Origin of the sequence: Pseudoalteromonas sp. S327 (genome assembly GCF_005886415.1) — a bacterium.
Lineage (GTDB): Bacteria > Pseudomonadota > Gammaproteobacteria > Enterobacterales > Alteromonadaceae > Pseudoalteromonas > Pseudoalteromonas atlantica.
In genome coordinates, this window is sequence record NZ_PNDP01000061.1 from 1 (window position 1) to 25,624 (window position 25,624).

General features: G+C 39.7%; 27 protein-coding genes and 2 tRNA genes. 15 read left to right on the forward strand and 14 right to left on the reverse strand.

Annotated features, from left to right (window positions below):
* Window positions 1-190: 190 nt before the first annotated feature.
* Window positions 191-682, forward strand: coding sequence for a glutathione peroxidase (locus tag CWB60_RS17460; protein WP_138580003.1), 492 nt, complete (start codon window positions 191-193; stop codon window positions 680-682).
* Window positions 683-792: 110 nt separating this feature from the next.
* Here CWB60_RS17460 and CWB60_RS17465 read toward each other — a convergent pair whose 3' ends face one another.
* Complete coding sequence (locus tag CWB60_RS17465) at window positions 793-978, reverse strand: PA3496 family putative envelope integrity protein (RefSeq protein ID WP_004589020.1); 186 nt, start codon at window positions 976-978, stop codon at window positions 793-795.
* Window positions 979-1,358: 380 nt separating this feature from the next.
* Here CWB60_RS17465 and CWB60_RS17470 point away from each other — a divergent pair, with 380 nt between their 5' ends.
* Window positions 1,359-2,153 (forward strand): YggN family protein, encoded by a 795-nt coding sequence (locus CWB60_RS17470; RefSeq protein WP_138580004.1) that lies wholly within the window; start codon window positions 1,359-1,361, stop codon window positions 2,151-2,153.
* A gap of 58 nt (window positions 2,154-2,211) precedes the next feature.
* On the opposite strand, the gene CWB60_RS17475 is transcribed toward CWB60_RS17470, so the two are convergent.
* Window positions 2,212-3,654 carry an aminotransferase-like domain-containing protein gene (locus CWB60_RS17475; RefSeq protein WP_138580005.1) on the reverse strand — a complete coding sequence of 481 codons (1,443 nt, stop codon included), beginning with the start codon at window positions 3,652-3,654 and terminating at the stop codon, window positions 2,212-2,214.
* A gap of 106 nt (window positions 3,655-3,760) precedes the next feature.
* Between CWB60_RS17475 and CWB60_RS17480 the strand changes: the two genes are divergently transcribed.
* Complete coding sequence (locus tag CWB60_RS17480; RefSeq protein WP_138580006.1) at window positions 3,761-4,690, forward strand: DMT family transporter; 930 nt, start codon at window positions 3,761-3,763, stop codon at window positions 4,688-4,690.
* A 36-nt stretch (window positions 4,691-4,726) separates the two neighbouring features.
* Here the strand turns inward: CWB60_RS17480 and CWB60_RS17485 are convergent, their stop codons facing one another.
* Complete coding sequence (locus CWB60_RS17485) at window positions 4,727-5,599, reverse strand: diacylglycerol/lipid kinase family protein (protein WP_138580007.1); 873 nt, start codon at window positions 5,597-5,599, stop codon at window positions 4,727-4,729.
* Window positions 5,600-5,925: 326 nt separating this feature from the next.
* On the opposite strand from CWB60_RS17485, the gene CWB60_RS20775 reads away from it, so the two are divergent.
* From CWB60_RS20775 to CWB60_RS17510, 6 genes are all read left to right on the forward strand, one after another.
* On the forward strand, window positions 5,926-6,066 hold the full coding sequence (locus CWB60_RS20775) for a hypothetical protein (protein WP_004589025.1): 141 nt from the start codon (window positions 5,926-5,928) through the stop codon (window positions 6,064-6,066).
* A 220-nt stretch (window positions 6,067-6,286) separates the two neighbouring features.
* Window positions 6,287-6,377: transfer RNA gene (locus CWB60_RS17490), tRNA-Ser, on the forward strand.
* Window positions 6,378-6,430: 53 nt separating this feature from the next.
* Window positions 6,431-6,523: transfer RNA gene (locus CWB60_RS17495), tRNA-Ser, on the forward strand.
* A 276-nt stretch (window positions 6,524-6,799) separates the two neighbouring features.
* Window positions 6,800-7,288 (forward strand): RNA-binding protein, encoded by a 489-nt coding sequence (locus CWB60_RS17500; RefSeq protein WP_249318430.1) that lies wholly within the window; start codon window positions 6,800-6,802, stop codon window positions 7,286-7,288.
* 132 nt (window positions 7,289-7,420) lie between these two features.
* Complete coding sequence (locus tag CWB60_RS17505; protein ID WP_138580009.1) at window positions 7,421-10,141, forward strand: ATP-binding protein; 2,721 nt, start codon at window positions 7,421-7,423, stop codon at window positions 10,139-10,141.
* Window positions 10,142-10,227: 86 nt separating this feature from the next.
* The gene (locus CWB60_RS17510) at window positions 10,228-11,367 is read left to right on the forward strand and encodes a GNAT family N-acetyltransferase (protein WP_138580010.1); all 1,140 of its coding nucleotides are present in this window, start codon (window positions 10,228-10,230) and stop codon (window positions 11,365-11,367) included.
* Here the strand turns inward: CWB60_RS17510 and CWB60_RS17515 are convergent.
* Window positions 11,344-11,934, reverse strand: coding sequence for a DUF938 domain-containing protein (locus CWB60_RS17515; protein ID WP_138580011.1), 591 nt, complete (start codon window positions 11,932-11,934; stop codon window positions 11,344-11,346). The two genes, CWB60_RS17510 and CWB60_RS17515, sit on opposite strands and share 24 nt — an antisense overlap.
* A gap of 200 nt (window positions 11,935-12,134) precedes the next feature.
* Between CWB60_RS17515 and CWB60_RS17520 the strand changes: the two genes are divergently transcribed.
* From CWB60_RS17520 to CWB60_RS17540, 5 genes are all read left to right on the forward strand, one after another.
* Window positions 12,135-12,320 (forward strand): hypothetical protein, encoded by a 186-nt coding sequence (locus CWB60_RS17520; protein ID WP_004589148.1) that lies wholly within the window; start codon window positions 12,135-12,137, stop codon window positions 12,318-12,320.
* A gap of 101 nt (window positions 12,321-12,421) precedes the next feature.
* On the forward strand, window positions 12,422-12,787 hold the full coding sequence (locus tag CWB60_RS17525) for a hypothetical protein (protein ID WP_004589147.1): 366 nt from the start codon (window positions 12,422-12,424) through the stop codon (window positions 12,785-12,787).
* A gap of 10 nt (window positions 12,788-12,797) precedes the next feature.
* Window positions 12,798-14,174: a class II fumarate hydratase gene (locus CWB60_RS17530; RefSeq protein ID WP_138580012.1), complete on the forward strand. Its 1,377-nt coding sequence runs from the start codon at window positions 12,798-12,800 to the stop codon at window positions 14,172-14,174.
* 107 nt (window positions 14,175-14,281) lie between these two features.
* On the forward strand, window positions 14,282-14,806 hold the full coding sequence (locus CWB60_RS17535) for a hypothetical protein (RefSeq protein WP_171036167.1): 525 nt from the start codon (window positions 14,282-14,284) through the stop codon (window positions 14,804-14,806).
* 10 nt (window positions 14,807-14,816) lie between these two features.
* Window positions 14,817-15,221, forward strand: coding sequence for a hypothetical protein (locus tag CWB60_RS17540; RefSeq protein WP_024032116.1), 405 nt, complete (start codon window positions 14,817-14,819; stop codon window positions 15,219-15,221).
* A gap of 20 nt (window positions 15,222-15,241) precedes the next feature.
* On the opposite strand, the gene CWB60_RS17545 is transcribed toward CWB60_RS17540, so the two are convergent.
* The 8 genes from CWB60_RS17545 to CWB60_RS17580 all read right to left on the reverse strand — a co-directional run bounded on the left by CWB60_RS17545 (window position 15,242) and on the right by CWB60_RS17580 (window position 21,265).
* Entirely contained in the window at window positions 15,242-15,427 is a 186-nt protein-coding gene (locus CWB60_RS17545) for a hypothetical protein (protein ID WP_004589143.1), read from the reverse strand.
* A gap of 15 nt (window positions 15,428-15,442) precedes the next feature.
* Entirely contained in the window at window positions 15,443-15,766 is a 324-nt protein-coding gene (locus tag CWB60_RS17550) for a hypothetical protein (protein ID WP_029772225.1), read from the reverse strand.
* Entirely contained in the window at window positions 15,763-16,401 is a 639-nt protein-coding gene (locus CWB60_RS17555) for a DUF4178 domain-containing protein (RefSeq protein WP_121636774.1), read from the reverse strand. The genes CWB60_RS17550 and CWB60_RS17555 overlap by 4 nt, the downstream gene beginning before the upstream one ends.
* Window positions 16,402-16,474: 73 nt before the next feature.
* A complete protein-coding gene (locus tag CWB60_RS17560; protein WP_029772224.1) occupies window positions 16,475-17,167 on the reverse strand; it encodes a PspA/IM30 family protein in 693 nt (230 codons plus the stop codon).
* Window positions 17,168-17,191: 24 nt separating this feature from the next.
* A complete protein-coding gene (locus CWB60_RS17565; protein ID WP_004589139.1) occupies window positions 17,192-17,605 on the reverse strand; it encodes a YjfI family protein in 414 nt (137 codons plus the stop codon).
* A gap of 80 nt (window positions 17,606-17,685) precedes the next feature.
* On the reverse strand, window positions 17,686-19,407 hold the full coding sequence (locus CWB60_RS17570; RefSeq protein WP_138580014.1) for a polyamine aminopropyltransferase: 1,722 nt from the start codon (window positions 19,405-19,407) through the stop codon (window positions 17,686-17,688).
* A 3-nt stretch (window positions 19,408-19,410) separates the two neighbouring features.
* Window positions 19,411-20,310: a DUF350 domain-containing protein gene (locus CWB60_RS17575; RefSeq protein ID WP_004589137.1), complete on the reverse strand. Its 900-nt coding sequence runs from the start codon at window positions 20,308-20,310 to the stop codon at window positions 19,411-19,413.
* Window positions 20,311-20,332: 22 nt separating this feature from the next.
* The gene (locus CWB60_RS17580) at window positions 20,333-21,265 is read right to left on the reverse strand and encodes a hypothetical protein (RefSeq protein ID WP_004589136.1); all 933 of its coding nucleotides are present in this window, start codon (window positions 21,263-21,265) and stop codon (window positions 20,333-20,335) included.
* A gap of 260 nt (window positions 21,266-21,525) precedes the next feature.
* Between CWB60_RS17580 and CWB60_RS17585 the strand changes: the two genes are divergently transcribed.
* Window positions 21,526-23,613 carry a putative bifunctional diguanylate cyclase/phosphodiesterase gene (locus CWB60_RS17585; RefSeq protein WP_138580015.1) on the forward strand — a complete coding sequence of 696 codons (2,088 nt, stop codon included), beginning with the start codon at window positions 21,526-21,528 and terminating at the stop codon, window positions 23,611-23,613.
* A gap of 25 nt (window positions 23,614-23,638) precedes the next feature.
* Here CWB60_RS17585 and CWB60_RS17590 read toward each other — a convergent pair whose 3' ends face one another.
* Together CWB60_RS17590 and CWB60_RS17595 are read right to left on the reverse strand one after the other, a co-directional pair.
* Window positions 23,639-24,079, reverse strand: coding sequence for a hypothetical protein (locus tag CWB60_RS17590; protein ID WP_318299770.1), 441 nt, complete (start codon window positions 24,077-24,079; stop codon window positions 23,639-23,641).
* Between the two features lie 23 nt (window positions 24,080-24,102).
* Window positions 24,103-25,296, reverse strand: coding sequence for a hypothetical protein (locus CWB60_RS17595; RefSeq protein ID WP_138580017.1), 1,194 nt, complete (start codon window positions 25,294-25,296; stop codon window positions 24,103-24,105).
* Between the last annotated feature and the right edge of the window lie 328 nt (window positions 25,297-25,624).

Genomic DNA, 25,624 nt, shown 5'->3' on the forward strand with positions numbered 1-25,624 from the left:
AAACCTCGCGCCGCGATTTGAGCGCCCCTAGGTTGAACAAATTTCAATCCGCAAAGTTCAACACGCCCTAAATAACAGCCAACCCATTAGCGCATAGTTAAGCGCGGTATTAACACGCCTAAATTTTATACTTTTAGTAACGCGCTACAGCGGGTAGAATGTAGCTAACAACAATAAAAAAGCATCCATCATGCATGAATTTCATCAATTAACGGCTACTGCGTTAAACGGTAAAACAATTAATTTTAGCGACTTTGAAGGCAAGGTTGTGCTTATTGTTAATACCGCAAGTGAATGTGGTTTTACTAAGCAGTACGAGTCGCTACAAACTCTTCATAGTAAGTACGCGAAAAACGGATTGGTTATTATTGGTTTTCCATGTAATCAATTTGGTCAGCAAGAGCCAGGCGACGCGACGCAAATACAACAAGGCTGTTTAATTAATTACGGGGTAAGCTTTTTAATGGCCGCTAAAGTGGATGTAAACGGTCGTCACGCCCACCCTGTATTTAGGTATTTAAAATCGGCCTTACCCGGCTTTTTAACACGAAAAATAAAGTGGAACTTCACCAAGTTTTTAATAGCGCCCGATGGTACACCTATCAAGCGCTATGCGCCTTTTACAAAACCAGAAAAGCTAGAAACCACTATTCAACAAGCACTCGCTAAATTAAGTACATAATAAGTAATAAAGAGGCATAAAGCCTCTTTATTGCCAATGTTTAGCCTTTAAATATGCGTAAACGCACATTCAAACCCTAATAAAAAGGCGCATTATTTAACTAGCACAATTTAGTCTATGTAATCGTTTAAGTCGTCTTCACCTAGGTTTTTACGCAAACGTTTTTGCTCAAGGTAATCTTCCAACTTCTTTTTCACCTTTTGCTTTTTTTTGTCATGCTGATTGCGCCCGACCATTTCGTACTCGTCTTCAACAAAATCATCATCTAGCGCATCGTAACTAAATGTCTTACCCACAACCCACTCCATAAAGTGTTTGAGACCAACTCAGGTTTATTCCTGCACTTGGTAAATTAAAAATGTTTAGCGCTAAAATACGAACAAATTAGCACCAAAATAAAGCCACGTGACTATCGTAAATAGCCTTCATGTCAATATTGTGAATAAATAGCGCTAAATTAAGAAAGTGGAAAGTGAGAGTTTTTTATCGTTTCGACAAATAAAATTTATCATTTATTTATTTTTAGTGTTTTTGACTAAAAAGTAGTTTATTTATCAAAATTAAAAATCATTAAAAACACGAAAATTTACATAACCTGCTGTTTTAAAATAAAAATAAATAATGGCACCAAACTTGTTAATACTTAGCTGTCATCAACAATTATTAGAGAATAAACATGAAAAATTTACTATTAGTAAGCGCTTTAATTTGTACACCCGCTGCAATGGCACATAACGATAACAATGCGGGTATTTCGTTTAGCAATGAGCAGTGCAATGTAGAGTTTAAAAACGATGTACGCATTAAACCTAGCGAATTAGAAATTTTTACCGCATCTAATCAATTCATGCGCTTTAACAGCAATGGCAACTTAACTATAAATGGCGAACAAGTATCCATTAATAGCGAACAGCGCCAAGCGCTTACCCAGTATTCTGACAACTTACGTACGCAGCTACCTGAGGTCGCTAATATTGCCCTAGACGGAGTAAAAATAGCCGGTGTAGCACTAGAGGAAGTAGCTAACGCATTTAATATTGATGGCCTTGATGACTTATCTGGCCTGATGGACGATATAAGACTTGAAGTAGAAAACACCTTTTATCAACAAGGTACGTTTGTAATGGGCCAACAAAGCTTTAATCAATTTGGTGAAAACTTTGAACACCAATTTGAGGAGCAAATAGAAACCGTGGTTGAGTCTGCCGTTATGCAATCAATGGGCAGTATTTTAGTTGCTTTAGGCTCTGAGCTACTTGGTTCGGGTGGAGATATGGATGCATTTGAGCAACGCATGGAAAATATGGGCGCGCAAATAGAAGAAAAAGTAGAGCTACATGCCAGTGCGCTTGAAAAGCGTGCCAACTCTTTATGCGACAACTTTGCCAACATAGCACAGCAAGAAGAGCAATTAGTAGCGCAATTACCCCAGCTAAAAGGCTACGAGTTATTTACCATTAAACAAAATTAATACACCGCACCGTATTAAACATCCCTTTAGCAGCACTTGTATATTAGGTGCTGCTTTTTTATTCTTTTAGCGTGTGAGCCAGCGCACCTAACGTGGTAATAGCCTGCTCTATTTTTTCGCTCCACTGCACCCCGTAACTTAGCCTAATACAGCTTTTATACTTATTACTTGCTGAAAAAATAAGTCCAGGGGTTATGCTAATACCAGCTTCTAACGCCAGTAAAAATAACTTTTGACTGTCTACCCCTTGGCCTAAATCAAGCCAAATAACACACCCACCTTTAGGGTCACTAATACGCGTATTTTTAGGCATTGCGTTTAATAAGCACCACCGCATGCGTTCTTTGTTATTACGTAAGCGCTGCCTAAGTACTTTTAAATTACGGTCATACTCACCACTGGCTATAAACTCAGAAAGCGTCCACTGATTTATAAGTGAGGCAGAGCAACTTAATGCACGCTTATGCCGGCGCGCTTGACCTGCAAACTTGCCTGCTATTAACCAACCAACTCGATAACTTGGTGCAGCCGTTTTTGAAAACGAGGCGCAACTGATCACAAGCCCCTTTTTGGAATACGCTAAAGCGGGCGTGCCACGCTTGGCAGTAAAGTGCAGATCACCGTACACATCATCTTCTATAAGAACAACATTACGTGACTCTATTAAGTCCACCATTTGCATGCGGCTTTCATCGCTCATAAAGCTGCCAACCGGGTTATTTATGGCGGTCGAAAACAAGCATGCTTTTATATCATGTTGTTCAAGCGCTTGAGCTAGGTCGTTAAGCCAAATACCATTGTCGGGGCATAGCGGAATTTCAAGCGCCTTTAAACCTAAGCTCTCTATTAGTTCAATAATGCCGTGATAACACGGGGTTTCAATTGCAACCACATCGCCGGGCTTAGTGACACACTTAAGTGCGATAGCCAGCGCCTCTTGCGCGCCATTGGTGATCACCAGTTCATCTATATTTACACCAATACCAAAGCCTAAGTATCTATGCACTAATTGCTTTTTAAGCGCAGCAAAACCATCAATAGGGCCATAATTAATAACACTCGCCCCAGCAATTGTCATAACCCGGCGCATGGTACGGGCTAAAGCTTTATCGGTAGGCGCTGCAGCAACGGGATTGGCAATACCAAAGGCAATTACATTAGGTTGATGAATAGCGCTGTATACCTGCTCTATTAATGCTTGTTTATTTACAGTGACAGGCTCGCGGCTTAGTTTTACACGCTTTGGCAAACTGTAAACCGTATTAAGCACCGTTAAAAAGTAGCCCGATTTTTCACGTGCCTCTACTAACCCTTGATCTTCTAACGCTTGATACGCTTGCTTAACCGTCGGAATGCTAATATTTAAGTTACTGGCCATTTTACGAAGCGAAGGAAGCTTTTCCCCAGGTAGTAATACCTTTTGCGCTTGCATGTCTTTAATTAGCTCAATAACTTGTTGGTATAAAAACTCGACTTTTTGCTTATTGGCAGCTGGCTGCATATCTCGCCTCAAATCTGTATAGGTTACATTTATACTTTTCTGTATATGGTAAGTATACAGATAGACTCTAAAATAACCACTCAATCGGTTTTTTTAGAGGTTTGCCATGAAAAGCGCAGCGCTATATCTCACAACAGTGTTAATTTGGGGCTCTACGTGGCTCGCGATTTCGTTTCAGCTAGGCGATATTGCTGTGGAGCTTTCTTTGTTTTATCGCTTTGCCATTGCAGCTGCATGTATGTGGCTATTTGTGGCCTACAAAAAGCCTAATATGCGATTTTCGTTAATCGATCATGGCTTTTTTGCTTTATTGGCCATTTCTAACTTTGGCTTAAATTATTTGCTTTTGTATTGGGCACAAAACTACCTCTCATCGGCAATGGCCTCTATTGCATTTTCAATGTTGCTAATAATGAACATAGTCAACACCCGTTTATTTTTTGCAAAGCCCATTGCCAAACGTATTTACTGCGGCGCGTTAATCGGCGTGGTGGGTATTATTTGTCTGTTTTGGCCGCATTTACAGCAATTCGACTTGAGTAATGGGGCGTTGGTCGGGTTACTACTTGCCCTTGGGGGTACCTTTGTGGCTTCATTGGGCAATATGATTAGTGTACGTAATTCTAATCGTCAAATAGGTGTGCTGCAGGGTAACGCATGGGGCATGTTATATAGCGCAGTAGGTTTAGCCGTTTATGTATTAATAAATGGTATAACGGTCAGTTTTAGTGCCCCTACCAGCTATTGGTTGTCGCTATTGTATTTATCGGTTTTTGGCACTGTGATTGCGTTTGGCTGCTATTTTGCCTTGTTAAAAAACATTGGCCCCGAAAAAGCAAGCTACGCCATAGTGCTGTTTCCGTTAGTGGCCGTTGCATTAAGCAGCTTTTTTGAAGGCTTTGAATGGCATGCAAACACCTTTGCCGGCTTTAGTTTAGTACTACTGGGTAATGCAATTGTACTTACCCCCACAAAAAGAATTAACGCCTTTTTAGCAAGCCGCAGCGTTGCTAAAAATGGCTCCGTCCCCAGTTAGAGGCGTTTTTAACGCACTAACACAAAAGCGCCTACCCTACTGTAGGCGCTTTTTTATTGGTATATGAAAATTAATAGCCTGCTCATGAATAGCAATAACCGCGGGCGTAACACCTACTAGCTCGCCATCGGCCTCAATTAATAAGTTTTTAGTATTAATACGCGCCTGTTTGAGTTGGCTATAAGTAAGCTTTTTTAAAGTATGGTGGCGCTTAAAAATTAATTTAATAAAGCTATATAAATGATCAACAAGACTACCCGCTTGCATTTGGTAGCAATCAAGCAGTCCATCATCAATTTTAGCCCTAGGTGCTATTTTAATGCCGCCACCAAAATACTGAGAGTTCGCAAATACAGTTATTAAATTTTGATAGCTACATTGCTTATTTAAAAATGCTCCATTTAGTGTGCTTGCTTTGTAAGTAAAGAGCGATTTAAAACTCGTCCACTTATAGCGCCAAGCTGACATGCTTTGTAAATGACCCAACTGCTTAATTACATGAGCATCAAAACCAACACCAGCCACATTAATAAAGTAACGAGTATTAATTTTACCTACATCAATTAAGTGTGTGGGAGCATTAAAAATAGCGTTTTGCCATTGTTTAGCGGAGCAATGAAAGCGACGCGCAAAATCATTGCCCGTACCACAAGGTAATATTGCCAAGCTACATGCACTGTTAATCACGCCATTAAGTGCCAAATTAAGTGTGCCATCGCCTCCAATAGCCACTGCTATTTGGCTTTTTTGTGCATTCAATTTAACGTTTGCTAAGTCGTACTCAAAATTACCTGTCGTTTTAACCGTAATATAGAGAATATTTTTCTTCTGGCATGTTTTTTTAAGCCAATCAAAGTGTTCTAACACCACACTTTTTACGCTCGGTTTAACTATTATTAACAACTGCAAGTAATTTATCTCCCATTAGCCAGTACACCAGCATAAATAAGAATTAAGTTAAAATTAATTTATCTGAATAATTAATCATAAAAGTGCGTAAAAATTTACTAAAAACATTAACAAACAAAAAAATACTTACAAAACAAATTAAAAGCTTGTTCCCCTGGTTAAATAACTATGCAAAATGGGCACTTAGTAGTTTTAATTAAAAACAAAACAATGCAAATTCAGATAAAAATAACTAATAGCCAAGCCTTAGTTTATATTGTTGTATTTTTAAACAAAAAAGAGTCAAAATGCTCGCGATTTAAACACATACACCTTGGAGCAAAGACATGAACCCAATAAACACCCTAAACCAAAATGCAGCAGCCCACGTTGGCGTAAAACCAACTAACCGTAAAGCTAAAATGCTTGCTAAATTAAACCGTATGGGCAAAAAGTTAGCATTAAACAGCGCCGCGCAATACAAATAATCAATCTTGTTATGATTATTAAGCAGGGGCAGTAAACAACTAACCACTATTAAAAGCGCTTCTTTAGCTCCCTTAGTTTGCTGCCACCCTTTAATTTTTAGTTTAAATCCTTCTAATTTCCCTCTATTTACAAAAAAAACCGTAATTACGCCTACTTTTTAAGCAAACAGTTTATTTGCTATTTACACGACGGTATCACCTAAGTATTATTCTGCGTCACGGAGAGATGGCAGAGTGGTCGAATGCACCGGTCTTGAAAACCGGCATAGGTTTGTAGCCTATCTAGGGTTCAAATCCCTATCTCTCCACCACTATTTAATTAATGGTATGAATAAACTACCGTTAATACAATCTGTTATGCGTTGGAGAGGTGTCCGAGTGGCCGAAGGAGCTCCCCTGCTAAGGGAGTATAGAGTTTGTAGCTCTATCGAGGGTTCGAATCCCTCCTTCTCCACCATTTCTTATCAAAAACCGCTTAGTTGCGGTTTTTTTGTGCCTGAAATTTAACAGCCAATGTATCCAAGGAGGGTGAGAATCCTCGCTAGGGTTCGATAAAATGTCTGGAACAGTTTAAGCCGCCGCAGGCGTTGCGAAGCAATTAATCACATGGATGTAATTAAGCTAATCCCTCCTTCTCCACCATTTCTTATTAAAATAGGTGAATCAAAACACATTGAATACACTGAGTAGTTACGGCATTATTAATAACAACTCCACTAACGTAAGTTTAATTATGTTTCGTTTAATTGCACCTTTAATAGGCCTTGTGGCTTTAAGTACACACGCAGCCCAAGACATTACGGTTTATAAATGCACAATTAAAGGAGTCGCTACATTTAGCCAAACACCCTGTGCTGACAATGCAGAAGTTATTAAGCTAAAACAGCCACTAGTTGCCGATAAGTACGGCAATAATGCAAACTCACCCGCAATGCCTGGTGCCTCTGTAGATAACTACATTGAGATTAAAAAAATTGAGCGTGAAATTAAACGCCACCAGCTTACTATCAAAAACTGTAAAGAAGACTTAGCCGACGCCAAACAACAAGCCAGCTATGTTACTCAAGATCAAGCTAATAGAATGGGCGCCGAATCAATAGCCGATGCGATAGCCACTAAAACTACGGCGATTCAAAACCGCTATAACGCCTTAATTAGCGCAGTAGAGCAACAAATCTCTATTTTACAGCAGCAAAAACAGCAGCTGAGCAAACAACCTTAACTGCTAAAAAAGCAGTTTACACGTTGCGCAAGGTACACCTTTTACAACATATATTAAAAAATACCGCAAATAACATACTGTTCGCTATACTGATATTTAAAATTAAGTACTTTTAAAAAGTCAGGGAGCTATGTGAAAAATTTTAACTCAAAATATCATTCAGTTATCTTTTACATAATTTTTTCATTAGCGTACTTTTTAATTGGTATTTCACTCACTAAGCTCGCCTTTAATACTCAAATTATCCCGGTATGGTTACCTGCAGGTATTGCCTTAGTTGGATGCTATATGTGGTGGTGGCGCTTCATTCCAGCGCTTTTTATAGCGGCCTTTGCTTTTAACTTTAATATTTTTGACAGCACAGCTCACGATATGGTGTTAGTTGGCAATACCTTCAGCCAAGCCATGTATATTGCTATTGGCATTGTATTGCAGGCAATGGTGGGGGCTGGTTTACTTAAATATTGGCTTGGACACCCGCTGTATTTTAAAAAACGCGCAAGTATCATTTATTTTATTTTTGTTGTGGGCATTGCGGTTAGTTTAATTTCAGCAAATTTTGGGGTTTTTGCGCTGAGCCAATTTAACTCCGCATACGATATTAAAGATCATTGGCAAAATGTGTTATTTTGGTGGCTAGGAGACTCATTAGGCGTAATTATTGCCACTCCTCTGCTATTGGTGCTTACTCAGTTTAAGGGGCAAAATAGGCCTATATCGCCGCTGCCTACGTTAGCGGTATGTAGTATTTTATTTGTATCTGTTGCAGTAACTACTCAGCTTTATAACCAAGAAAACAGACAAAATACCGTTAAAGTCGCCGAGCGAGAAGCTCACATTATTGAAAATAGCCTATATCGCTACATCAACCAAAGTTTAATAGCGGTGCAAAGCTTAGCCAGCCAAGTACAATCTAACCCTGATTTAAACCAACAAGACTTTTACGCCTACGCCAGCGAGTTACTGGCACAGCATTCGTTTATTAAAGCGCTTTCGTGGAATCAAAAAATAGCGCAAAGTGAGCGAGCTTCGTTTACCCAAGAAGTTGCCGATATATACCACCTAGACTTTGAAATTGTCGGCGAGCCCCTTGAGCCAGACGATCCTATGGTCATCGTTAAATACATTGCTCCTTTTAATGGCAACCAAAAAGCGGTTGGTTTTAATGTGTATTCAAACCCAGACAGAAAAGCATCGCTAGTAAACCCTGCAATTAGGTATCAGCCAGTCAGCACTAAAATTATTCAGTTAGTGCAAACAGCTGAGCCTGAGCCTGCCTATCTGCTATTTGCCCCCGTGTACGAACAACAACAGCAAAAAGCTATTATAAAGGGATACGCAACAGGTGTGTTTTTAGTGCGTAATATTATTGAGCAAGCGATTAACGAGCAACAATCAGAGATGTTTTCTATTGCGCTCTATGAAGATGTAAATAAGCCCGCATTTTATAGTAACTACGGCAAAAGTTTAAATATTGCTCAGGGCAGCCGTGTTATGAAACTAAAACTCAGCTTTGGTGGGCAAACATGGAATGCACATTTAGCCTTAAAAGAGAAATACCTTGCCCCCCATAATAACCAATTAACACTGTTTTTAATGGCCTTACAATTGGTGGTATGTGCCTTAATTTTAATTGTTTTACTGCTTTTTAATCAGCAACAAATTGCCCTTACCCGAAAAGTCGCAGAGCGCACCCATTCGCTTGCGCAAGCTAAAAAGCAATCTGACTTAGCTAATCAGGCTAAAAGCCGATTTTTAGCCAATATGAGCCATGAAATACGCACACCATTAAATGCTGTGATTGGCTTTTCATCATTAGCGCGCAAAGAAGACAACGCACACACTCTTATTGGTTACTTAGACAAAATAAACTCTTCTTCTAAAAGCTTACTAAACCTGATTAACGACATACTTGATATTTCAAAAATTGAATCACATAAGCTCAAGCTAGAAAGCACAGCGTTTGACCTTCATGCAATTATAAAGCGTATTAACACAATGTTTGAGGCCAGTGCAGCCAATAAAGGCATTGGCTGGCAGGTTAGCAGTCATCTTCCGGTAGATACTTGGTATGTAGGCGACCCTTTACGCTTTGAGCAAGTAGTGCTAAACCTTTGCAGCAACGCGATAAAATTTACAGAGCAAGGCAAAGTAGAGGTAGACTTTAGCGGAGAGTTTATCAGTACTGACAAAGTTAAAATAACCGTAACCGTTACAGATACGGGTATTGGCATAGAGCCTACCCAGCAGTCCAAGCTATTTAGTGCCTTTACCCAAGCAGACGACTCAACATCAAGGCGATACGGTGGCACAGGCCTGGGCTTAACAGTCGTAAAAGAGCTCAGTAAATTAATGGGCGGTAACGTCACATTCCAGAGCGAACCAAACGTTGGCTCTACGTTTAAATTTGACGTTGAGCTTCGCACCAGCCCAGTACAAGAGCAAGCCGAGCTTGTATACTCGGGTACTAAATTGGCGGCTTTAAAAGTGCTAGTAGCAGAAGATAACCCGGTAAACCAAATGGTAATTAAAGCCATGCTAGGCTCATTAGGTATTGTTGCCCATATTGTCGAAAATGGTGAAGCGGCAGTAGATATAGCAAAAGAGCAACACTTTGACTTAATTTTAATGGACTGCCAAATGCCAATAATGGATGGTTACAGAGCCACTGCCCTAATTAGGCAATTTAAAAGTGAGGTAGAGCTGCCTATTATTGCGCTGACCGCCGATGTTATGCCTGAGGATAAAGCCCATGCTCAAGCCGTTGGTTTTAATCAGCATCTTGCAAAACCGCTAGAACTGGTTAAGCTAACCGCGTGCTTAGCCCAATACGCCGAAATTGAAGAGCACTAATACAATAATGCGCTAAATAAATGCGCTTGTGTTAACTTAGTTTAAAACGCCACCACCCACTATAAAGCAGCCCAAGGTAAGCAGTAATGGCAACTTTTACCCACCAATGGTTTAGTGATATTAACCAAATAGACGTACACGAATGGACTCGTTTATTCGGTAATGAACCTTTTACCCGCCATGCATTTTTATATGCATTAGAGCAAAGCCACTGTGTAAACAAAGAGACAGGCTGGCAGCCTCAGCACTTAGCGATTTATGAAGCCGACAAATTAGTCGCACTCGCTCCTGGGTATTTAAAAAGCCACTCTTACGGAGAGTATGTTTTTGATTGGGCATGGGCAGAAGCCTACGAGCAACACGGATTAGCCTATTACCCTAAATGGCTAAGCGGTGTACCTTTTAGCCCTATTGAAGGCCAGCGTATTGCCATTGCACATACGAATACACAAAGCGTATACGAGTACATAAAAAAGCAATTAAATTTAACCAGTGTGGAGCAAGGTTGGTCTGGCTGGCATGTTAACTTTTGCCCAAAGGTTCAAGCTCAAGCCCTGTGTACTGACGAAATAATGCAGCGCGTAGGCGTGCAGTTTCAATGGTTTAATAAAGGCTTTAAAACCTTTGACGATTTTTTAAATACACTCACCGCACGCAAACGAAAAACGCTAAAAAAAGAGCGAGCTAAAATAGCACAGCAAAATATTACCATTGAATGGCTGCAAGGCTCGCACCTAAGCCCTGAAACAATGCAGCTATTTTGTGAGTTTTATCAGCGTACTTATTTAAAACGTTCTGGGCATTTAGGGTATTTAAATATTGAGTTTTTTACTTTATTACAGGCGCTAATGGGCGATCAGCTAATTATTATGCTTGCCAAAAAAGACAACAAAATAGTGGCAGCAACGCTAAGCTTACAAGGTGAAAACACCTTGTATGGCCGCTATTGGGGCGCCAGCGAAGAAATAGACTCCCTTCATTTTGAGCTGTGTTACTACCAAGGGATTGAGTTTGCGATTAAGCATAACTTACATTGCTTTCACTCAGGCGCTCAAGGTGAGCATAAAATACCTCGTGGGTTTGAGCCTGTTTTTACCTACTCCAGCCACTATATTGTTGAACCCGACTTTAGAGCAGCAATAAACGACTACCTAAAGCGAGAACGCCAACATATGACAATTTATAAAACACAGTGCGCTGATTTACTGCCGTTTAAAAACCAATAACTGATTGTTAGCTGGCATAGCTGTATCACTTATGAGTGTAAGGCCTGCTTGTGTTGCTAATTGCTCTATGGCCTCAAAATCACGAATGCCGCTAAATGGGTCACGCTGTGTTAAAAAGCGATCGAACTCTTCATTACTTGCACTTGTAAACTGCCCTTGGTATTTGAAAGGGCCATAAATACACACTACACCTTGGCTTACTAAGTGCGTTGAAACCCCTTTAAAAAATTGCTCAACCAACTGCCAACTTACAATATGAAACGTATTTGCTGTGTAAATAGCATCTACGTTATTTACCGGCCATGCATAATTCAAATCAAGCTCAAGAGGGCCGTGTAAATTAGTTAAATTTGCCTCCTTAAGCCATAAATTTATGCCCTCATGGTTAATATGGCGATCACTTGTATACCACTGTAAATGCGGTAATTGCTCAGCAAAAAACACACTATGCTGCCCCGTACCCGAGCCTATTTCGAGTACCGATTCTGTCTTATTAAAAACCGTTTTAAGCACTTCTAAAATAGGACCCTTATTGTTTTCACACGCTTGTGAGAAAGGTTTGATCATGACCTGCACCAATATTGAAATTTATTGCACAACATTAACGCAAAAAAATGGCACTGAACAATTAAAGTTTTATAGATAATTTATAAAAGTGAGTTAATTCATGGCACTAAAATAAAAACAAGACGATGGTATGTATTATGCTTTAATTAAATCAACCCTAAGTAGGGTGTATTACCAATATTAAATACGAGGATAAAATTATGCATACTCCCCCTTACACCGCTGTAGACGCTGTGGTCTCAGTGACAGAAAAAAGCACCGAAAAACCAAGTAGCACCTGTGATAGTAGAGCCACTGTAATCGACTTACTTTCTCACTGTAACCAAAATCAACAGGCGCTAAAAAAACATGAAACAGACCAAATATTCATTCTTGGCTATAATTGATACTCAATTAAACGCTGCAAATAATTTTTATAATAACTGTTTACACTGAAACCGATTAAATGTAATGATAACTATTATCGTTAACTTAAATCGGTTTTTTTATGTCTCCCTTTCAGGCATTACAGCCTTATCATCATGAACTTGCTTGTAACTGCTTACGCCCAGGCTTACATGCGCCTATGGTGGTAGCTCACTACATAGAAACCGCTTTAAACGTTGCTAAAAGCTTTGAAAAACAGCGTAATCCCTTACTACAAGAGTTATATTTATTACGCACTCACCATGAAATTATCAATAAAATGTGCGACCCTCTAATACACAATGCCATTCGTAAGCAGTGCCTTGAGCAATTATATAAACCCTTATTGGCATTAAAACGCTTTTACTATGCACATAACGATACTGAAAAATTTTTAAAACTTGAGCGCGAAGCTCGCGTACTCAGTCACGAATTTAACCCTTTTTAAGGAGCGACTTATGAGCAATTTTAGAACCGAATCCGACAGCATGGGTGAATTACAGGTCCCTAGTGATGCGCTATACCAAGCGCAAACCCAGCGTGCAGTTAACAACTTTGCTATTAGCGGCTTAACTATGCCAAAACAGTTTGTAACAGCGCTTGCATACATTAAGCAAGCTGCAGCACAAAGTAACTTTGAGCTAAATCACTTAAGTAAAAGTAAAGCCAACGCTATTGAGCAAGCATGCCAACAAATTATTGATGGCGAGCATTACGAGCACTTCCCGGTTGATATTTTCCAAACTGGCTCAGGCACCAGCTCGAACATGAACGCGAATGAAGTTATCGCAACGCTTGCAACCCGCATTGGTAATGAGCCAATTCACCCCAACGATGATGTAAATATGGGGCAAAGCTCTAACGATGTAGTGCCTACAGCCATTGCACTAAGTAGTGCTATTAACGTGGTTTATGAATTACTGCCATCTCTTGAAAAACTATCGCAGAGTTTAGAGCAAAAAAAGGCAGACGTTGGCAAAATAGTTAAAACAGGCCGTACGCATTTAATGGATGCCATGCCCGTTACGTTTGAGCAAACGCTAAGCGCGTGGCAATCACAAGTAAATAATGCAGCCTCAGGCATTCGCCATAGCTTAGAGCGAGTATGTGAGCTTGCCCAAGGCGGGACAGCTGTTGGCACGGGCATTAATGCTGATGGCGAATTTGCCTCAAAGTTTGCTAAAAACTTAAGCGCAAATGTGGGTATAAGCTTTAAGCCAAGCAGTAACTTTTTTTATAATATTGGCTCGCAAGATGCCATTGTAGCGCTCTCAGGTCAGCTAAAAGTGCTCGCTGTAGCACAAATGAAAATAGCCAATGACTTACGCTGGATGAACTCAGGCCCACTTGCCGGGCTTGGCGAAATAGAGCTTGAAGCACTGCAACCAGGCTCATCGATTATGCCGGGTAAAGTAAACCCGGTGATCCCAGAAGCGGCAGCCATGGTAAGCGCTCAAGTTATAGGTAACGATGCAACCATCACCGTGGCAGGCCAAGCGGGTAATTTTGAGCTAAACGTCATGCTACCTGTTATTGCGCACAATATTTTACAAAGCATTGAGCTACTTGCTAATAGCGCCCAAGCATTGGCAGATAAAGCCATTGCGAGTTTTAAAGTAAACCAAACCAATATTGATAAAGCACTGGCCAAAAATCCTATTTTAGTGACTGCGCTTAACCCGGTGATCGGTTACGAAAAAGCAGCCAAAATAGCGAAGCAAGCCTACAAAGAAGCCCGCCCAATAATTGATGTCGCAGAGCAAGAAACCGACCTTCCACGCAGTGAATTAGAAACACTGCTTAACCCCACTAAACTTACCCAAGGCGGTTTATAAAGGTAAAACAAAAACGGCTTTAATTACTTGATAATATAGTTTTTATTGCCGTTAAAAATGCACCGTGTATGATAGTGATGAATAATTCATCACTATCAAGGTTTGTTATGCGTACTCCACTGTTAGCCCTACTTTTACCACTTTGTTTAACTGCATGCCTCGAAACAACATCGCAAGATGCACCAACTAACTCGGTGAACGAGCTTAAAGAAGTACCGCATAAAGAAGTACCTCAACAAACCAGCAGTGAAAACAAGCACAAAACCCCTACTGATGCATCACAACCCATAAAAACCGCTTTAAAAGCAGTATCACTTAACGACATTAAAACCGCAAAAAGCGAGCTTAATACGTTAATTGCCAATACACAGTGCGATACCTCAGCACAATGTAAGGTTATGCCACTAGGAAGCAAAGCTTGCGGCGGACCAAGTGATTATGTTGTTTACTCAACAAAATCAGCTAAAGAGGGGCAAGTCAGTTCGCTTGCAAAGCAAATAACAACGCTTGAAAAAGCCTACAACACACAAAATGAAATGATGAGCACGTGCCAACATTTAACTTCTCCAAGCACGCAGTGTGTTGAAAATAAATGTGTTAAACTTGAAGGTTCAGCGGTAAGTGTATTTTAAGGACAAGGTTATGAGTTGTTTACCATCAGCAATTAAATTATCAATTGTGAGTGTTGCCACCAGCGCTATGCTATTACTTAGCGGCTGTGCAAACACATCATCAAGTACTGAGCAAAATCAGAATTTGTCTGACTTGAACTACGATCTTAATAACATTGTTAGTGATAATAGTTGCACCGCGAGCTTTCAATGTAAGGTACTCGAAGTAGGTGCACGAGCATGTGGTGGGCCAAGTAAGTATGTTGTGTATTCAACACTTAATACCTCTCAAGAGCACGCCGAAGAAGTTGCCCAAAAAATTACACAACAACAAAAAGCGCAAAACAAAGCGCAAGGTTTAACCGATTGCTCACCGGTACTTGAGGTACAAACCCTGTGTATTAATCAGCAATGCCAGGCATTTGATATAAAATAGCGCAAACGCCAATTTCAGCGTTAACCTATAAAAGGTATTAACGCTGAAATAACCACCACCAGCACCACACAAATTCCTGCTTTAACAATGTATTTCATTGGCATTTCTTTTTTTACCCAGTACGCATAAATAAATCGCACAAAGTAACTTGCAGCTGTGCCAAATAAAGCAAAAATAATTAAGTAAGCAATTAAAATAATATTCATATAAATCTAAATTAACTACTTAGTGTTTTTTTTAGTATGAGCAATTAATAACTCTGCTACTTGTTGCTTTACGGCTCGCTTATCATCACTTTGGACATTAAATCGTGTTGCAAGTTGGGCTATTTCATCATCGTTTAGATTAAACGATAGGCGCTGACGTGTTTTTTTAGACTTTACATCTAAGCCTAAAATTTTACGGATCATATCTGAGGGCGTAAGCTCTTGGTCAATGGCCTGCTTTTTTATCGACTTTTGTACTTCGCTGCTTAAATCAAATGCCATTTGTGTGGCACGCACGGCTTGCTCTTGACGTAACCACTTGTCTTTAGCATCACTCACTTCGCATCTCCTGGAAACAAGTCGACTATATCGGTAATTGGGCGTGTTAGCGTTAGTGACACTTCGGTCTCACCGCCATCCCATATTTCAATATTTAAGCCATGCCTTTCGTCTGGCGATGCTAAGCAAATCATTTCACAAGGTTCGCCACCCTCTTGCTCATAGCGCGGTAGTGACTGGCCACGAAAATCTTTGTTATGGAAATAGCACACATAAGGCGATTCACTTTGCTGATAGCTTTTAGCTAAAAACTGCATAAACTGCTCTGGCGTATTTTGCACCTGTATATGAGTTAACGACTCTTCATCAAAAATACGTGCAAATTCGTCTAGCCCAAATATTTGCTCTACGTCGTCACGCTGAATTTTGATTGAAAAATTAGCCCACTGCTCGCCATCATCTTGCTCAATTTGTAAAAATACCACCTGTCCGCTGTTCGTCTCAAGCACAAACTCAGTATCACTACTGTGCTGATATTGATAGGTTTGAATATCAATAACACGCAGCGTTTGCCCTTTTAACCACGACGGATACGCAAATGAATCGATAACGCTAAACATGTCACCTTTTTTAAGCTCACTTGCATGGTTAAGCTGACGTTCTGGCTCTTTTTTTGATTTGAAAAAATTAAACATAGTGAGGCATCCCTTAAGCAAAAAAGGTAACTAAGCCACGCTTAATTACCTTTTATTATAAATGTACGAACTATTAGCCGTTTTGCTTGGCTTTAATGCGCGCTAAAATATCAGCACTTTTTGGGCTTGTATCGCCAATACCGGCTTCAGCCATTTTTGCTTTTAAATCGTCGCCATTTGTATCTGACTCAAGTTGCTTAGCAGCGCCTAACTGGTCACTACGATCTTGCTGGCGTTGTTTAATACGCTCAAGCGACTGACGAGCCGATGTCATAGACGAGCTATTAGTATTAAGCGTGCTGTTAACCGCCATTGTTGCTTGCTGTACGCTTTCTGTGGTTTTAACCATAGTAAGCTGACGCTGGTTTTCTTTAATTGACTTTTCAGCGTCTTTAACTTGTTGTTTAAGCGCTACAATATGATTGCTAAAACCTGCTAATACTTGCTCGTTTTCAGCTTTTTCAGCTTCAAAGTCGCCAATTTTTTCGGCAATTTCTAATGCTAAGGCTTCGTTACCTTTTTCCAGTGCTTGGCCTGCATACGCTTCGTGCTCAGCAATTGATGCATCAACTGCGCTAATTTTACGCTTAGTTTGCATTTCTTTAGCCATTACTTCTGTAAGGCTCTTTTTAGCACGATTAAGTGCATTTTGCGCATCTGCTATTTCTTGTTCAAAAATACGAATGCCGTTTGCATCTACAATTGCTTCGCCCGCTTCACGCGCGCCGCCACGTACTGCTGTAAATAATTTTTTTAATATACTCATAATCTTAACTCCACTAACTAGTTACTAATCGTTTAAATACAAGGTCACGGCTTCTAGTGCGTCAATAGCGTTGTCAGCTAGTGTCACTAGTTCGTGGGTAATATCATCTAATGATGAATTTACCGACAGTGCACCAAAAATCGCGTATTTGTTATCGATTTTAGCAAATGCACTCAGTGGAATTGGCACGTTTAAACGTAGTAGTGTTTCGTTTAACTCGTTGCGTAATTCACTTTTTACTTCATCTTCGCCAAACAAGTAGCTAATACATAACAACTGCTCTTGTGTTTGCGTAACAAAAATTGGAAGCTCATCGTTTCCATCAACTATGACTTGTAAAACATCTTGCTCACCAGGGTTGGCAATCAAGAAAGACTCAAAGTTAGCGCCTTCTGTTTCAAAAGAAGCTAATTTTATTGAAAGTTCATTTAATTCCATGTCTCTGCCTTTTTGCTTTTTGACATATTATGTCTGAGTTGAGATTCGCACGGTCGACATATTATGTCAACCATGTTTTATTAATTTTTATACAATTCGCTTTCTATCTGCCACGCATTACGGTAGTAATCATATAGCTGACCAGAACCTAACCTATTGACCTCAATACTTTTAACTTGTTCAAAATACTGGTTAGGAAATACAAAGCTGGCTAATAAATATTCTTTACTTACCCACCTTGATGGCACCGGCATAGCGCTTATATTTTTAATTCGCCCACTGGCTGGCTGACCCATTTTAGTGGCTATTGTCCACCCCCATTGCCCAAACGAAGGAATATTTTGCTGGTACTGCTCAACATAATCAAAACCCGCCGCTTTTACCGTTTTAGCAATACTTAAAAATGCTTTTTTGGCATGATAAGGCGAGGTAGACTGCACAGCCATTGCGCCATCGGGAGCTAACAATTGACGTACATGGTTATAAAAATAGTCGCTGTACATTTTGTTTAAATCGGGATGATTAGGGTCCGGCAAGTCAATTAAAATAGTGTCAAATTGCTTACCTTGATCAAGGAGCCTTTCAACCTCTAAAAACGCATCTCCCACAATAATATTGGCGCGTGGGTCTAACATCGATTGTTTATTTAGCGCTAATAACCGCTTACTTATAGACTCAGGCGCTGTAAAATCACCGTCTTTATGGCCAAATAAATTAAGCAGCTGTGCATCTAAATCAATTAACGTTACGTCGTTCACTGGCCACTTTAAAACATCTCTAAGGGCAAGCCCGTCGCCACCACCAATAATTAATACGCTATCGTGCCGGTTTGATGCGAGCATTGCCGGATACACCAGCATTGAATGATATATTTGCTCATCAATACTCGAGAACTGTAAACGCCCATTCAAATACAAGTCGGTAATAGGCGCTGGCTGATTTTTACTTAAGCGCTCGGTTAATACTACATGCTGGTATTTAGTTGCTTGTGAGTAAATAACTTTATCTTTATAAAGTACATTACTTAAGCTGTTCATCCAGCTACTTCCCATCACTAAAATAAACCCAAACAGTGCCAGTAACACTATATGGCAAACTAGAAGTGCCTTAGCAAAGCGCACATGAGCATGGTAGCGCCATAAAAAGGCGAGCCCTGCCAGTATATTAAAAAGAGCTGTCCACGCTGCAGCTTGCATTATAGGCATCGCCAGCATAATGCTTACCCAAATAGCCGCACCAATACCCGCGCCAATATAATCGGCACCATAAATAGTGCCTGCATTGTTTTCTAAAAAACGCCCGTACACATGTTGGCGAATACGTGCAATAAGCGGTATTTCCATACCAATAAATAAACCCAGTACTAAACCAAACACATAAGGTAAAAAGCGTGACCACTCTTGCAGCTTTTGAAATACATAGCCATTGAGCACAACATCTGGCGGTAAATTAAAAATACTAGAAAACAAATGAGGAAGTGAATAACTTACAGCAATTACACCGGCTATTGCCAAAATACAGCCCATGCCAACCAGGGCAATAATACTTTCAAGCCAAGCAAAGGCGGTAAAGGCATCTTTAAACCAACGGGCTAAAAATGCGCCTAAGCCCATGGCAACTATCATTGTGCCAATCATGGCATAGATAGCACTCTCTACAGAGCCCAGTACCCGCCCTGCGTAATGCGAAAGTAAGTATTCATAAATAAGGCCGCACCCAGCGAGTACGGCCATAACAGTTATTAGTAAAATATCGTGCCCAAGTAAACGTGATTTACTTGGGCTAGTTGTAGTTGATGACACTGATTATGCGCCTAGTAAGGTTGCCATAGTAATACCGACAGCAAACGACACTGCAGCAGAAATAGCACCTACACCTACATTTTTCTGACGGTTAACTTCATCTGAAATATCACAACCTGATAAAATTATTTTGATGGTGATTAAATGCAAAATGATGAATGCCACTAAACTTACAATCGCGCTAATAGCCCAATAAAGCAGACTAGCATTAATGTTATCGGCCGCATACGGTGCAATACCTGATGCCGCAGTAATAGCTAAGGCACTTCCTACTAAAAAGCCTGCGTAGCGTATACCTACAGCTAAATTGCCATCAATAATGGCTTGTTGTAAACAATCACCGCTTTTATTGGTACGCTTAAATAATTGTACGCGGTATTGGCTTACAAGCAGTAGTGCAACACTGCCAATAATAAAGGCAGCAATAACGATAGGCAGCCCATGCCAGCCCTCTGTTGCTACCCATAAAAGTGCAGAGCGAATCACAATAGCCACACTCACTACATGACCAAAGTCGATAATAGAGGCCGTTACATTACCTTTTACAATTTCGTCGTGCAGGCTGACTTTACGAAGCGCGACCTTATCTTGAAAAAAGTGGCCCAATTTAATCAGTACAATGGCTAATACACCATAGCCTAGCATTTGCAGGGCTTCTTGTTGTAACGACGCAGCAAAGGCGCCACTACTCACACCCGTTAATACAATGGCAAGTGCAACTAAGCCTGCCGCAAAGCTAATACCAAAAGCAAAGTTGTCGCGTTCTGTTATTTCGTCATTTGCATGAAGGTTTGAAACCCAGCCTTTAATGTATTTCAGGCTTACAAATAACAACACGATAATTGCAAAATCAATCGCCAAAGCTTGTAGCGACCACGTAGTTATTCCATTAAATTCGTACATATTTCTAACTCCAACTTATTCTTTACTTACCACGGCTCACGCCACGAGAGGTTCTGCTACCGCTATTGCGTACCGATCCAGAGCTGTTGCTATAACTACTCGAACGCGAGTAACTACTGCGGCTTTTAGGCGGTGTATAACTACTGCGGCTTAAACCCGAGGCACCCGTTTTTTTGCTCGCATAAGGGCTAGTAAACTGTTTGCCTTGGCGTTGGTACGATTGACGCGTACGTGTTTCTAAAGCACTTTGCGTTTTAATTTGTTTAGGGCTTGAGTAACGATAGCGGCCGTAATCGTTGTAATAGCTATATTTACGGCGGCTGCTCCAACGTCCGTATTCAACACGGTCAAATACATCGCCTAAAATACGGTACATGCCATACCACTGCCAAAAGCTAATACCATTACTATTAGTTTGCCAGTTACCGTAATTAGGGTTGCCCACCAATTGATTACCCTCGCCTGCGCCCTCTGCCTCTTTACTAATAGCACCAACGCGCGCAAGGCTGCCCTTAGACATATCCGCTAGCATATTAATCGGGTCCGTTAACGCATCAGAAAACAGCGTAGGCTTAGCCGCCTCACGTAGTAAATCAATACTGTGTAGCGTGTCTTCGTAGGGAGGAATTAAATAAGTGCCTTTAATATCTTTAAGTCGTTGTGTTAAACCACTGTAAAGGGCACCCTGCCTTGTAGCATCAAGGGTAATTACATCAACAACCTGACTAAGTTCTGGCTGTTGCTGTTTAAGGAGTTTGCCATATTCTTTAAGCAATACAGCATTACGTATGGTTCCATTATCAAGCGCGGTACCAAGCTGTGCGAGCTCAACATCTGCCTTTTTAATAGACTCTTGAATTGTTTGTTGTAGTTGCTCTTCTTTAGATTGACAACCCATAAGCACTGCAAACAAACAAAACAGGCTCATAAGTTTCCAAGCTTTTATATTCGACATTCATGTCACCTGATTTAATAAATAACCGCATTAGTCTTACACAGGTCACTTATTAAGCCAAGAATGAAATTGCAACAAAGTAAGTCTGCCTAAAATAAAATAACCAGCTATAGTTACTCTATGAATTTAAACACATTCTTTTACTTACAAATTTAGTAAATAACATCAGCGCTACGCGTAAGCCTTCTATTAATAAATAACAACAATAAGTAATAACTCTTTTAGTGAAAGAGCATGACAGTAAGAAGGGATTTGTCTAAATGTTTCATAGTATTCGTAACAAATTTATTATTATTACGACTTGTCTAATCGTACTAAGCGCTAGTTTTGTTTTTTATTTAGCTATTAATGAGCACGAGGATTTATACCGCCAATCAGTTGAAGAAAACCTCGATGCTATGTCATCAAATATTTCAGATAATTTGTTACGTGTTATGTCGCAAGAGATAGATTTATTTTCTATTACAACTGAGCTTTTGGGGTTAGATAGGTACGAGCACATAAAGTTTGTAAATGTATTTGATAGTAATTGGCAGCTAATACAGTCCTACGTGCACCCTAATTACTTAAAGTTCGAGGATTTTTCTCCACAGCTAAAGGGCATCAAACCGCAAAGTTTGCCCCGTACCGTTAGTGTTACTAACCAAGGCTTAGTTGCCTTAAAAACAATTGGTGAGGAGCAGTTCCCTGTAGGCTACTTATTAATTGTTCAGGATTTTAATAAGCCCCTTAATGAAAGCAAAGCGAGCTTATTTTATAGTGCAGCCCCTATCGTTATTTTTAGTATCGTGATCACCATCCTCATCTCTTTTTGGATATACCAACATTTATTAAGCCCGCTATTAAAACTTTCTAAATTCACACAAAAAGTAGAAAAAACAACTAACTATCAACTCCAATACCAAGGCTCGGGCAACGACGAAGTATCGCAACTTGGCAAAGATATTAATAACTTACTTAACACTATTAATGCCCAAGTACTCACTAATCAAAAAAACACCGCACAACTACTAAAGCAAAAGCAATCAATGGAGCACTTAGCTAACTTCGATATATTAACTGGCTTACCTAATCGCATGTTTATTATGGGCTTACTAAAAGAAGAATTAACACGCTGTAAAAATAATCATCAAGATATAGCTATTATGTTTTTTGACGTAGATAGCTTTAAAGGTGTTAACGATACACTTGGCCATGAAACGGGCGACCTACTTTTAAAGGCGGTAGCCAGTAATATCAAAAAGCACTTACGCGAAAACGATGTTATTGCACGCTTAGGGGGTGATGAGTTTTTAATAATGCTGCGTAATATAAATAATTACACCGACGTTATTAATATTGCGGAGCAAATTATCAGCTCAATGCAAACGCCTTTTACTATTAACCAGTGGGATATACCCACCGGGGTAAGTATTGGTATTGCCCACGCTAAAGAGGCAGAGTTTGATATTAATACGTTAATTAGTAATGCAGACATCGCAATGTATGCCTCAAAAGAAAAAGGTAAAGGGTCGTACACCGTTTTCCATAGAAAAATGTTAGAAAACAGCAAGCGAATGGCTCAAGTGGCTAATTTAATTAGTCATGCGATTGCGCAAAATGAGTTTGAAGTTGTGTATCAGTTAAAAATAGCTGCCAATGGTGAGGCTAATGGCCTTGAAGCCCTTATTAGGTGGCACAGTGAAGAGCTTGGCTTTATTTCACCAGGCGAATTTATACCCATTGCAGAGCAAGCAGGTAAAATAAAAGCAATCACGCAGTGGGTTGTCTCCAGGGTATTTCAAGATTTACCCACACTAAAGCAAACTATAGGTAACCATGTACTCGTTTCTTTAAACCTATCGAGCCATGATCTTAAAGATAATCACTTTATTGATGTTGTAAAAAATAAATTGGTTAAATACAACGTCGACATTGCAAATATCCAGTTTGAAATAACCGAATCAAGCTATCTCGATAATTTTGAAAACTCCAATGAATTCTTTAACCAAATAAAACAAATGGGTGGGTCTATAGCCCTTGATGATTTTGGAACGGGTTATTCATCGCTAAGCTACCTGACAAAAATAGATATCGATACCATCAAAATTGACCGTATGTTCGTTAATCAATTTGACAGCTCAGAAAAGGATGCGGCGGTATTAAAGGCCATACTCGATTTAAGTAAACGCCTAGGCTTAAAAGTATGTAGTGAGGGTATAGAAACAGCCAGCCAGGCTAACTACCTGATTGAAAATGGCAGTGATGAAATGCAAGGGTATTATTTTGCAAAGCCTGTAGCCATAGCACACATTCCAGCAGCTAAAGCCCAAGCAAAAGAGGCATTTAAAGCGCTAACTTTAAAATAAGTCAGCGCTACTAGTTAACCATAAATTAAGGCGTTAGCGTTACAACAGTTAGCTCGTCCGGAATTTTTGTATCAGCAGGTAAATAAGCAACTGCATTTTCTTCTTTCAATAAATACGCAATAATTTCTTTAGTCGAGCTAAATTCTACGGGTGGCTTGCTACGCCCTGTAAATCTCATCTGAGCCCAATAAGCCTGAATTCTCGATTCGGTTAAGCCAACCAATTTCGTATTAAAGTCGATTCGTAACGGATTTCCGGCGGGTAAATTTACTGCTTTAAATTGATTACTCATCGCGCCGCCCATATAAATATGGCGAATTTGCTGCTTACTCAAAGCTAAGTTTTTATTGGCCGTATTAACAACAATGATCACTTTACTTGTGTGGCTATTATCCGCGTAGGCTTGTACGCTGATAAACAATAATGACCAAGTAAAAATACACAGCAGTATTATATGTCTAATCACGTAAGTTAGCTTAGAGTACATCATCAAAATACCCAATCTAAGCCAATAAGGTAAAGATTCGTTTTTCTATTAAAGCTAACATCCTCAGGGATAACAAAAAAAGAATTACTAACCTCATCGCCCTCTAAAGCAGATACTTCCGCCTTTAATGCCAGATTAGGTAGCACATCCCATCGTATACCAAGTGTCCATGTTTTTAGTGAGTCGGGCGCCGACTCTGCAAACACGTTGTTATAAGCCTGTGCCAGCTGATCAAGCTCTACATTAGCACCAATAGGGATTTCATTCTGATTGGCATTAATTTCTACATCGCTGTCCGCAAAGGTTAAATGATAAGTAAAAGGTGCATCGTTATAGCCTACGGTTAAGTAATAGCTTTGTATAATCGGAATTATATCTAACTGTGTCTTAATCTTTACCCACTCACCTCTAAAAAAATAATCTAAATTATCATAAATAACACCAAATTGATCTGCATGTGCACTGCCCTGCGTTGTCAGCGATGCTGCACTTTGGCTAAAATTAAAATTCTCTAAAATATCTTGTAGTTGGTTAATCGACTTAAGATCTAACGCTATGTTACCGTTATACCTTGAAGCCCTAAATTCTATATTTTCAATATTCAACTTCCCTATTACACCCACTAAATTATCCACCTCAAAACCTGTTTTAAAAGGGCCTATGCCAATACTTCCCGACTCTTCGCCATAGTACCCTTCAATACTGATATCAAAGTCATGTGAGCCAAATTTGTAGATAGCATCAATACCATTAAATGTTTTAAATAAGTACGTGTCGTATACTTGTTGTGGCGGATTGATCCATGGGTATGCAAACCCTACATCAGAGAAGTCGCTCATTGTAAAAAATGGGGTTCGCAGCTTACCGATTTTTATCTGTAGGTTTGTTGTGGGCGTATAAGTTAAATACAGCCATTCAAGTCCACTCTCACCAGATACCGTTGTGCTATCAGATCTAAATAACCCTTGTGCTGTCACTGACCAATTTGTATTAAACTGATACTCAGCTTGAAGACCTATTAAACTTGATGGTGAAAAGTTAAGACTGTCATCGTAGCCTCTATATTCGACATCTTTTTCATCTAAATAACCACCAATAACACGTGCGTAGCCTGAAAAATCAAACTCACCTGATTTAGCCGGTAAATGGTGTAGGCTTACGATTAAAACGAATATCTGAAATATTTTATTTCGCATAGACACTCAGCAACCTAGATAAAAAGCGCTGAATATTAAAAAGTAACGACATTTTATAATTCTGCAGAATAATTATTATGAGATATAACTATAGTCAAAGTTAAAGAGTGTGGATCAAAATAGTCTGAACTATAAGCTATTATTTTTATACACCTTAATAGATTAGTTAAGTTAAGAGACTTGCGTGTACTGTAATACCAATTCGCTTAATTATGTGATCTATTTTGAGGGTGGAAAAACGTGTCGGTATTACGTAAAGGCAGGTATTTCACTTTTTTGCAGACGTAAAAAAGCCCGCCTCTTTCGAGTCGGGCTTTCTTGTATTTGG

Bases quoted from the DNA above. Each gene is read 5' to 3' on its own strand.
- CWB60_RS17460 (WP_138580003.1), top strand. From the start codon at position 191: ATGCATGAATTTCATCAATTAACGGCTACTGCGTTAAACGGTAAAACA.
- CWB60_RS17470 (WP_138580004.1), top strand. From the start codon at position 1,359: ATGAAAAATTTACTATTAGTAAGCGCTTTAATTTGTACACCCGCTGCA.
- CWB60_RS17475 (WP_138580005.1), bottom strand. From the start codon at position 3,654: ATGCAGCCAGCTGCCAATAAGCAAAAAGTCGAGTTTTTATACCAACAA.
- CWB60_RS17480 (WP_138580006.1), top strand. From the start codon at position 3,761: ATGAAAAGCGCAGCGCTATATCTCACAACAGTGTTAATTTGGGGCTCT.
- CWB60_RS20775 (WP_004589025.1), top strand. From the start codon at position 5,926: ATGAACCCAATAAACACCCTAAACCAAAATGCAGCAGCCCACGTTGGC.
- CWB60_RS17500 (WP_249318430.1), top strand. From the start codon at position 6,800: ATGTTTCGTTTAATTGCACCTTTAATAGGCCTTGTGGCTTTAAGTACA.
- CWB60_RS17510 (WP_138580010.1), top strand. From the start codon at position 10,228: ATGGCAACTTTTACCCACCAATGGTTTAGTGATATTAACCAAATAGAC.
- CWB60_RS17515 (WP_138580011.1), bottom strand. From the start codon at position 11,934: ATGATCAAACCTTTCTCACAAGCGTGTGAAAACAATAAGGGTCCTATT.
- CWB60_RS17520 (WP_004589148.1), top strand. From the start codon at position 12,135: ATGCATACTCCCCCTTACACCGCTGTAGACGCTGTGGTCTCAGTGACA.
- CWB60_RS17525 (WP_004589147.1), top strand. From the start codon at position 12,422: ATGTCTCCCTTTCAGGCATTACAGCCTTATCATCATGAACTTGCTTGT.
- CWB60_RS17530 (WP_138580012.1), top strand. From the start codon at position 12,798: ATGAGCAATTTTAGAACCGAATCCGACAGCATGGGTGAATTACAGGTC.
- CWB60_RS17535 (WP_171036167.1), top strand. From the start codon at position 14,282: ATGCGTACTCCACTGTTAGCCCTACTTTTACCACTTTGTTTAACTGCA.
- CWB60_RS17540 (WP_024032116.1), top strand. From the start codon at position 14,817: ATGAGTTGTTTACCATCAGCAATTAAATTATCAATTGTGAGTGTTGCC.
- CWB60_RS17545 (WP_004589143.1), bottom strand. From the start codon at position 15,427: ATGAATATTATTTTAATTGCTTACTTAATTATTTTTGCTTTATTTGGC.
- CWB60_RS17555 (WP_121636774.1), bottom strand. From the start codon at position 16,401: ATGTTTAATTTTTTCAAATCAAAAAAAGAGCCAGAACGTCAGCTTAAC.
- CWB60_RS17560 (WP_029772224.1), bottom strand. From the start codon at position 17,167: ATGAGTATATTAAAAAAATTATTTACAGCAGTACGTGGCGGCGCGCGT.
- CWB60_RS17565 (WP_004589139.1), bottom strand. From the start codon at position 17,605: ATGGAATTAAATGAACTTTCAATAAAATTAGCTTCTTTTGAAACAGAA.
- CWB60_RS17575 (WP_004589137.1), bottom strand. From the start codon at position 20,310: ATGTACGAATTTAATGGAATAACTACGTGGTCGCTACAAGCTTTGGCG.
- CWB60_RS17580 (WP_004589136.1), bottom strand. From the start codon at position 21,265: ATGTCGAATATAAAAGCTTGGAAACTTATGAGCCTGTTTTGTTTGTTT.
- CWB60_RS17585 (WP_138580015.1), top strand. From the start codon at position 21,526: ATGTTTCATAGTATTCGTAACAAATTTATTATTATTACGACTTGTCTA.
- CWB60_RS17595 (WP_138580017.1), bottom strand. From the start codon at position 25,296: ATGCGAAATAAAATATTTCAGATATTCGTTTTAATCGTAAGCCTACAC.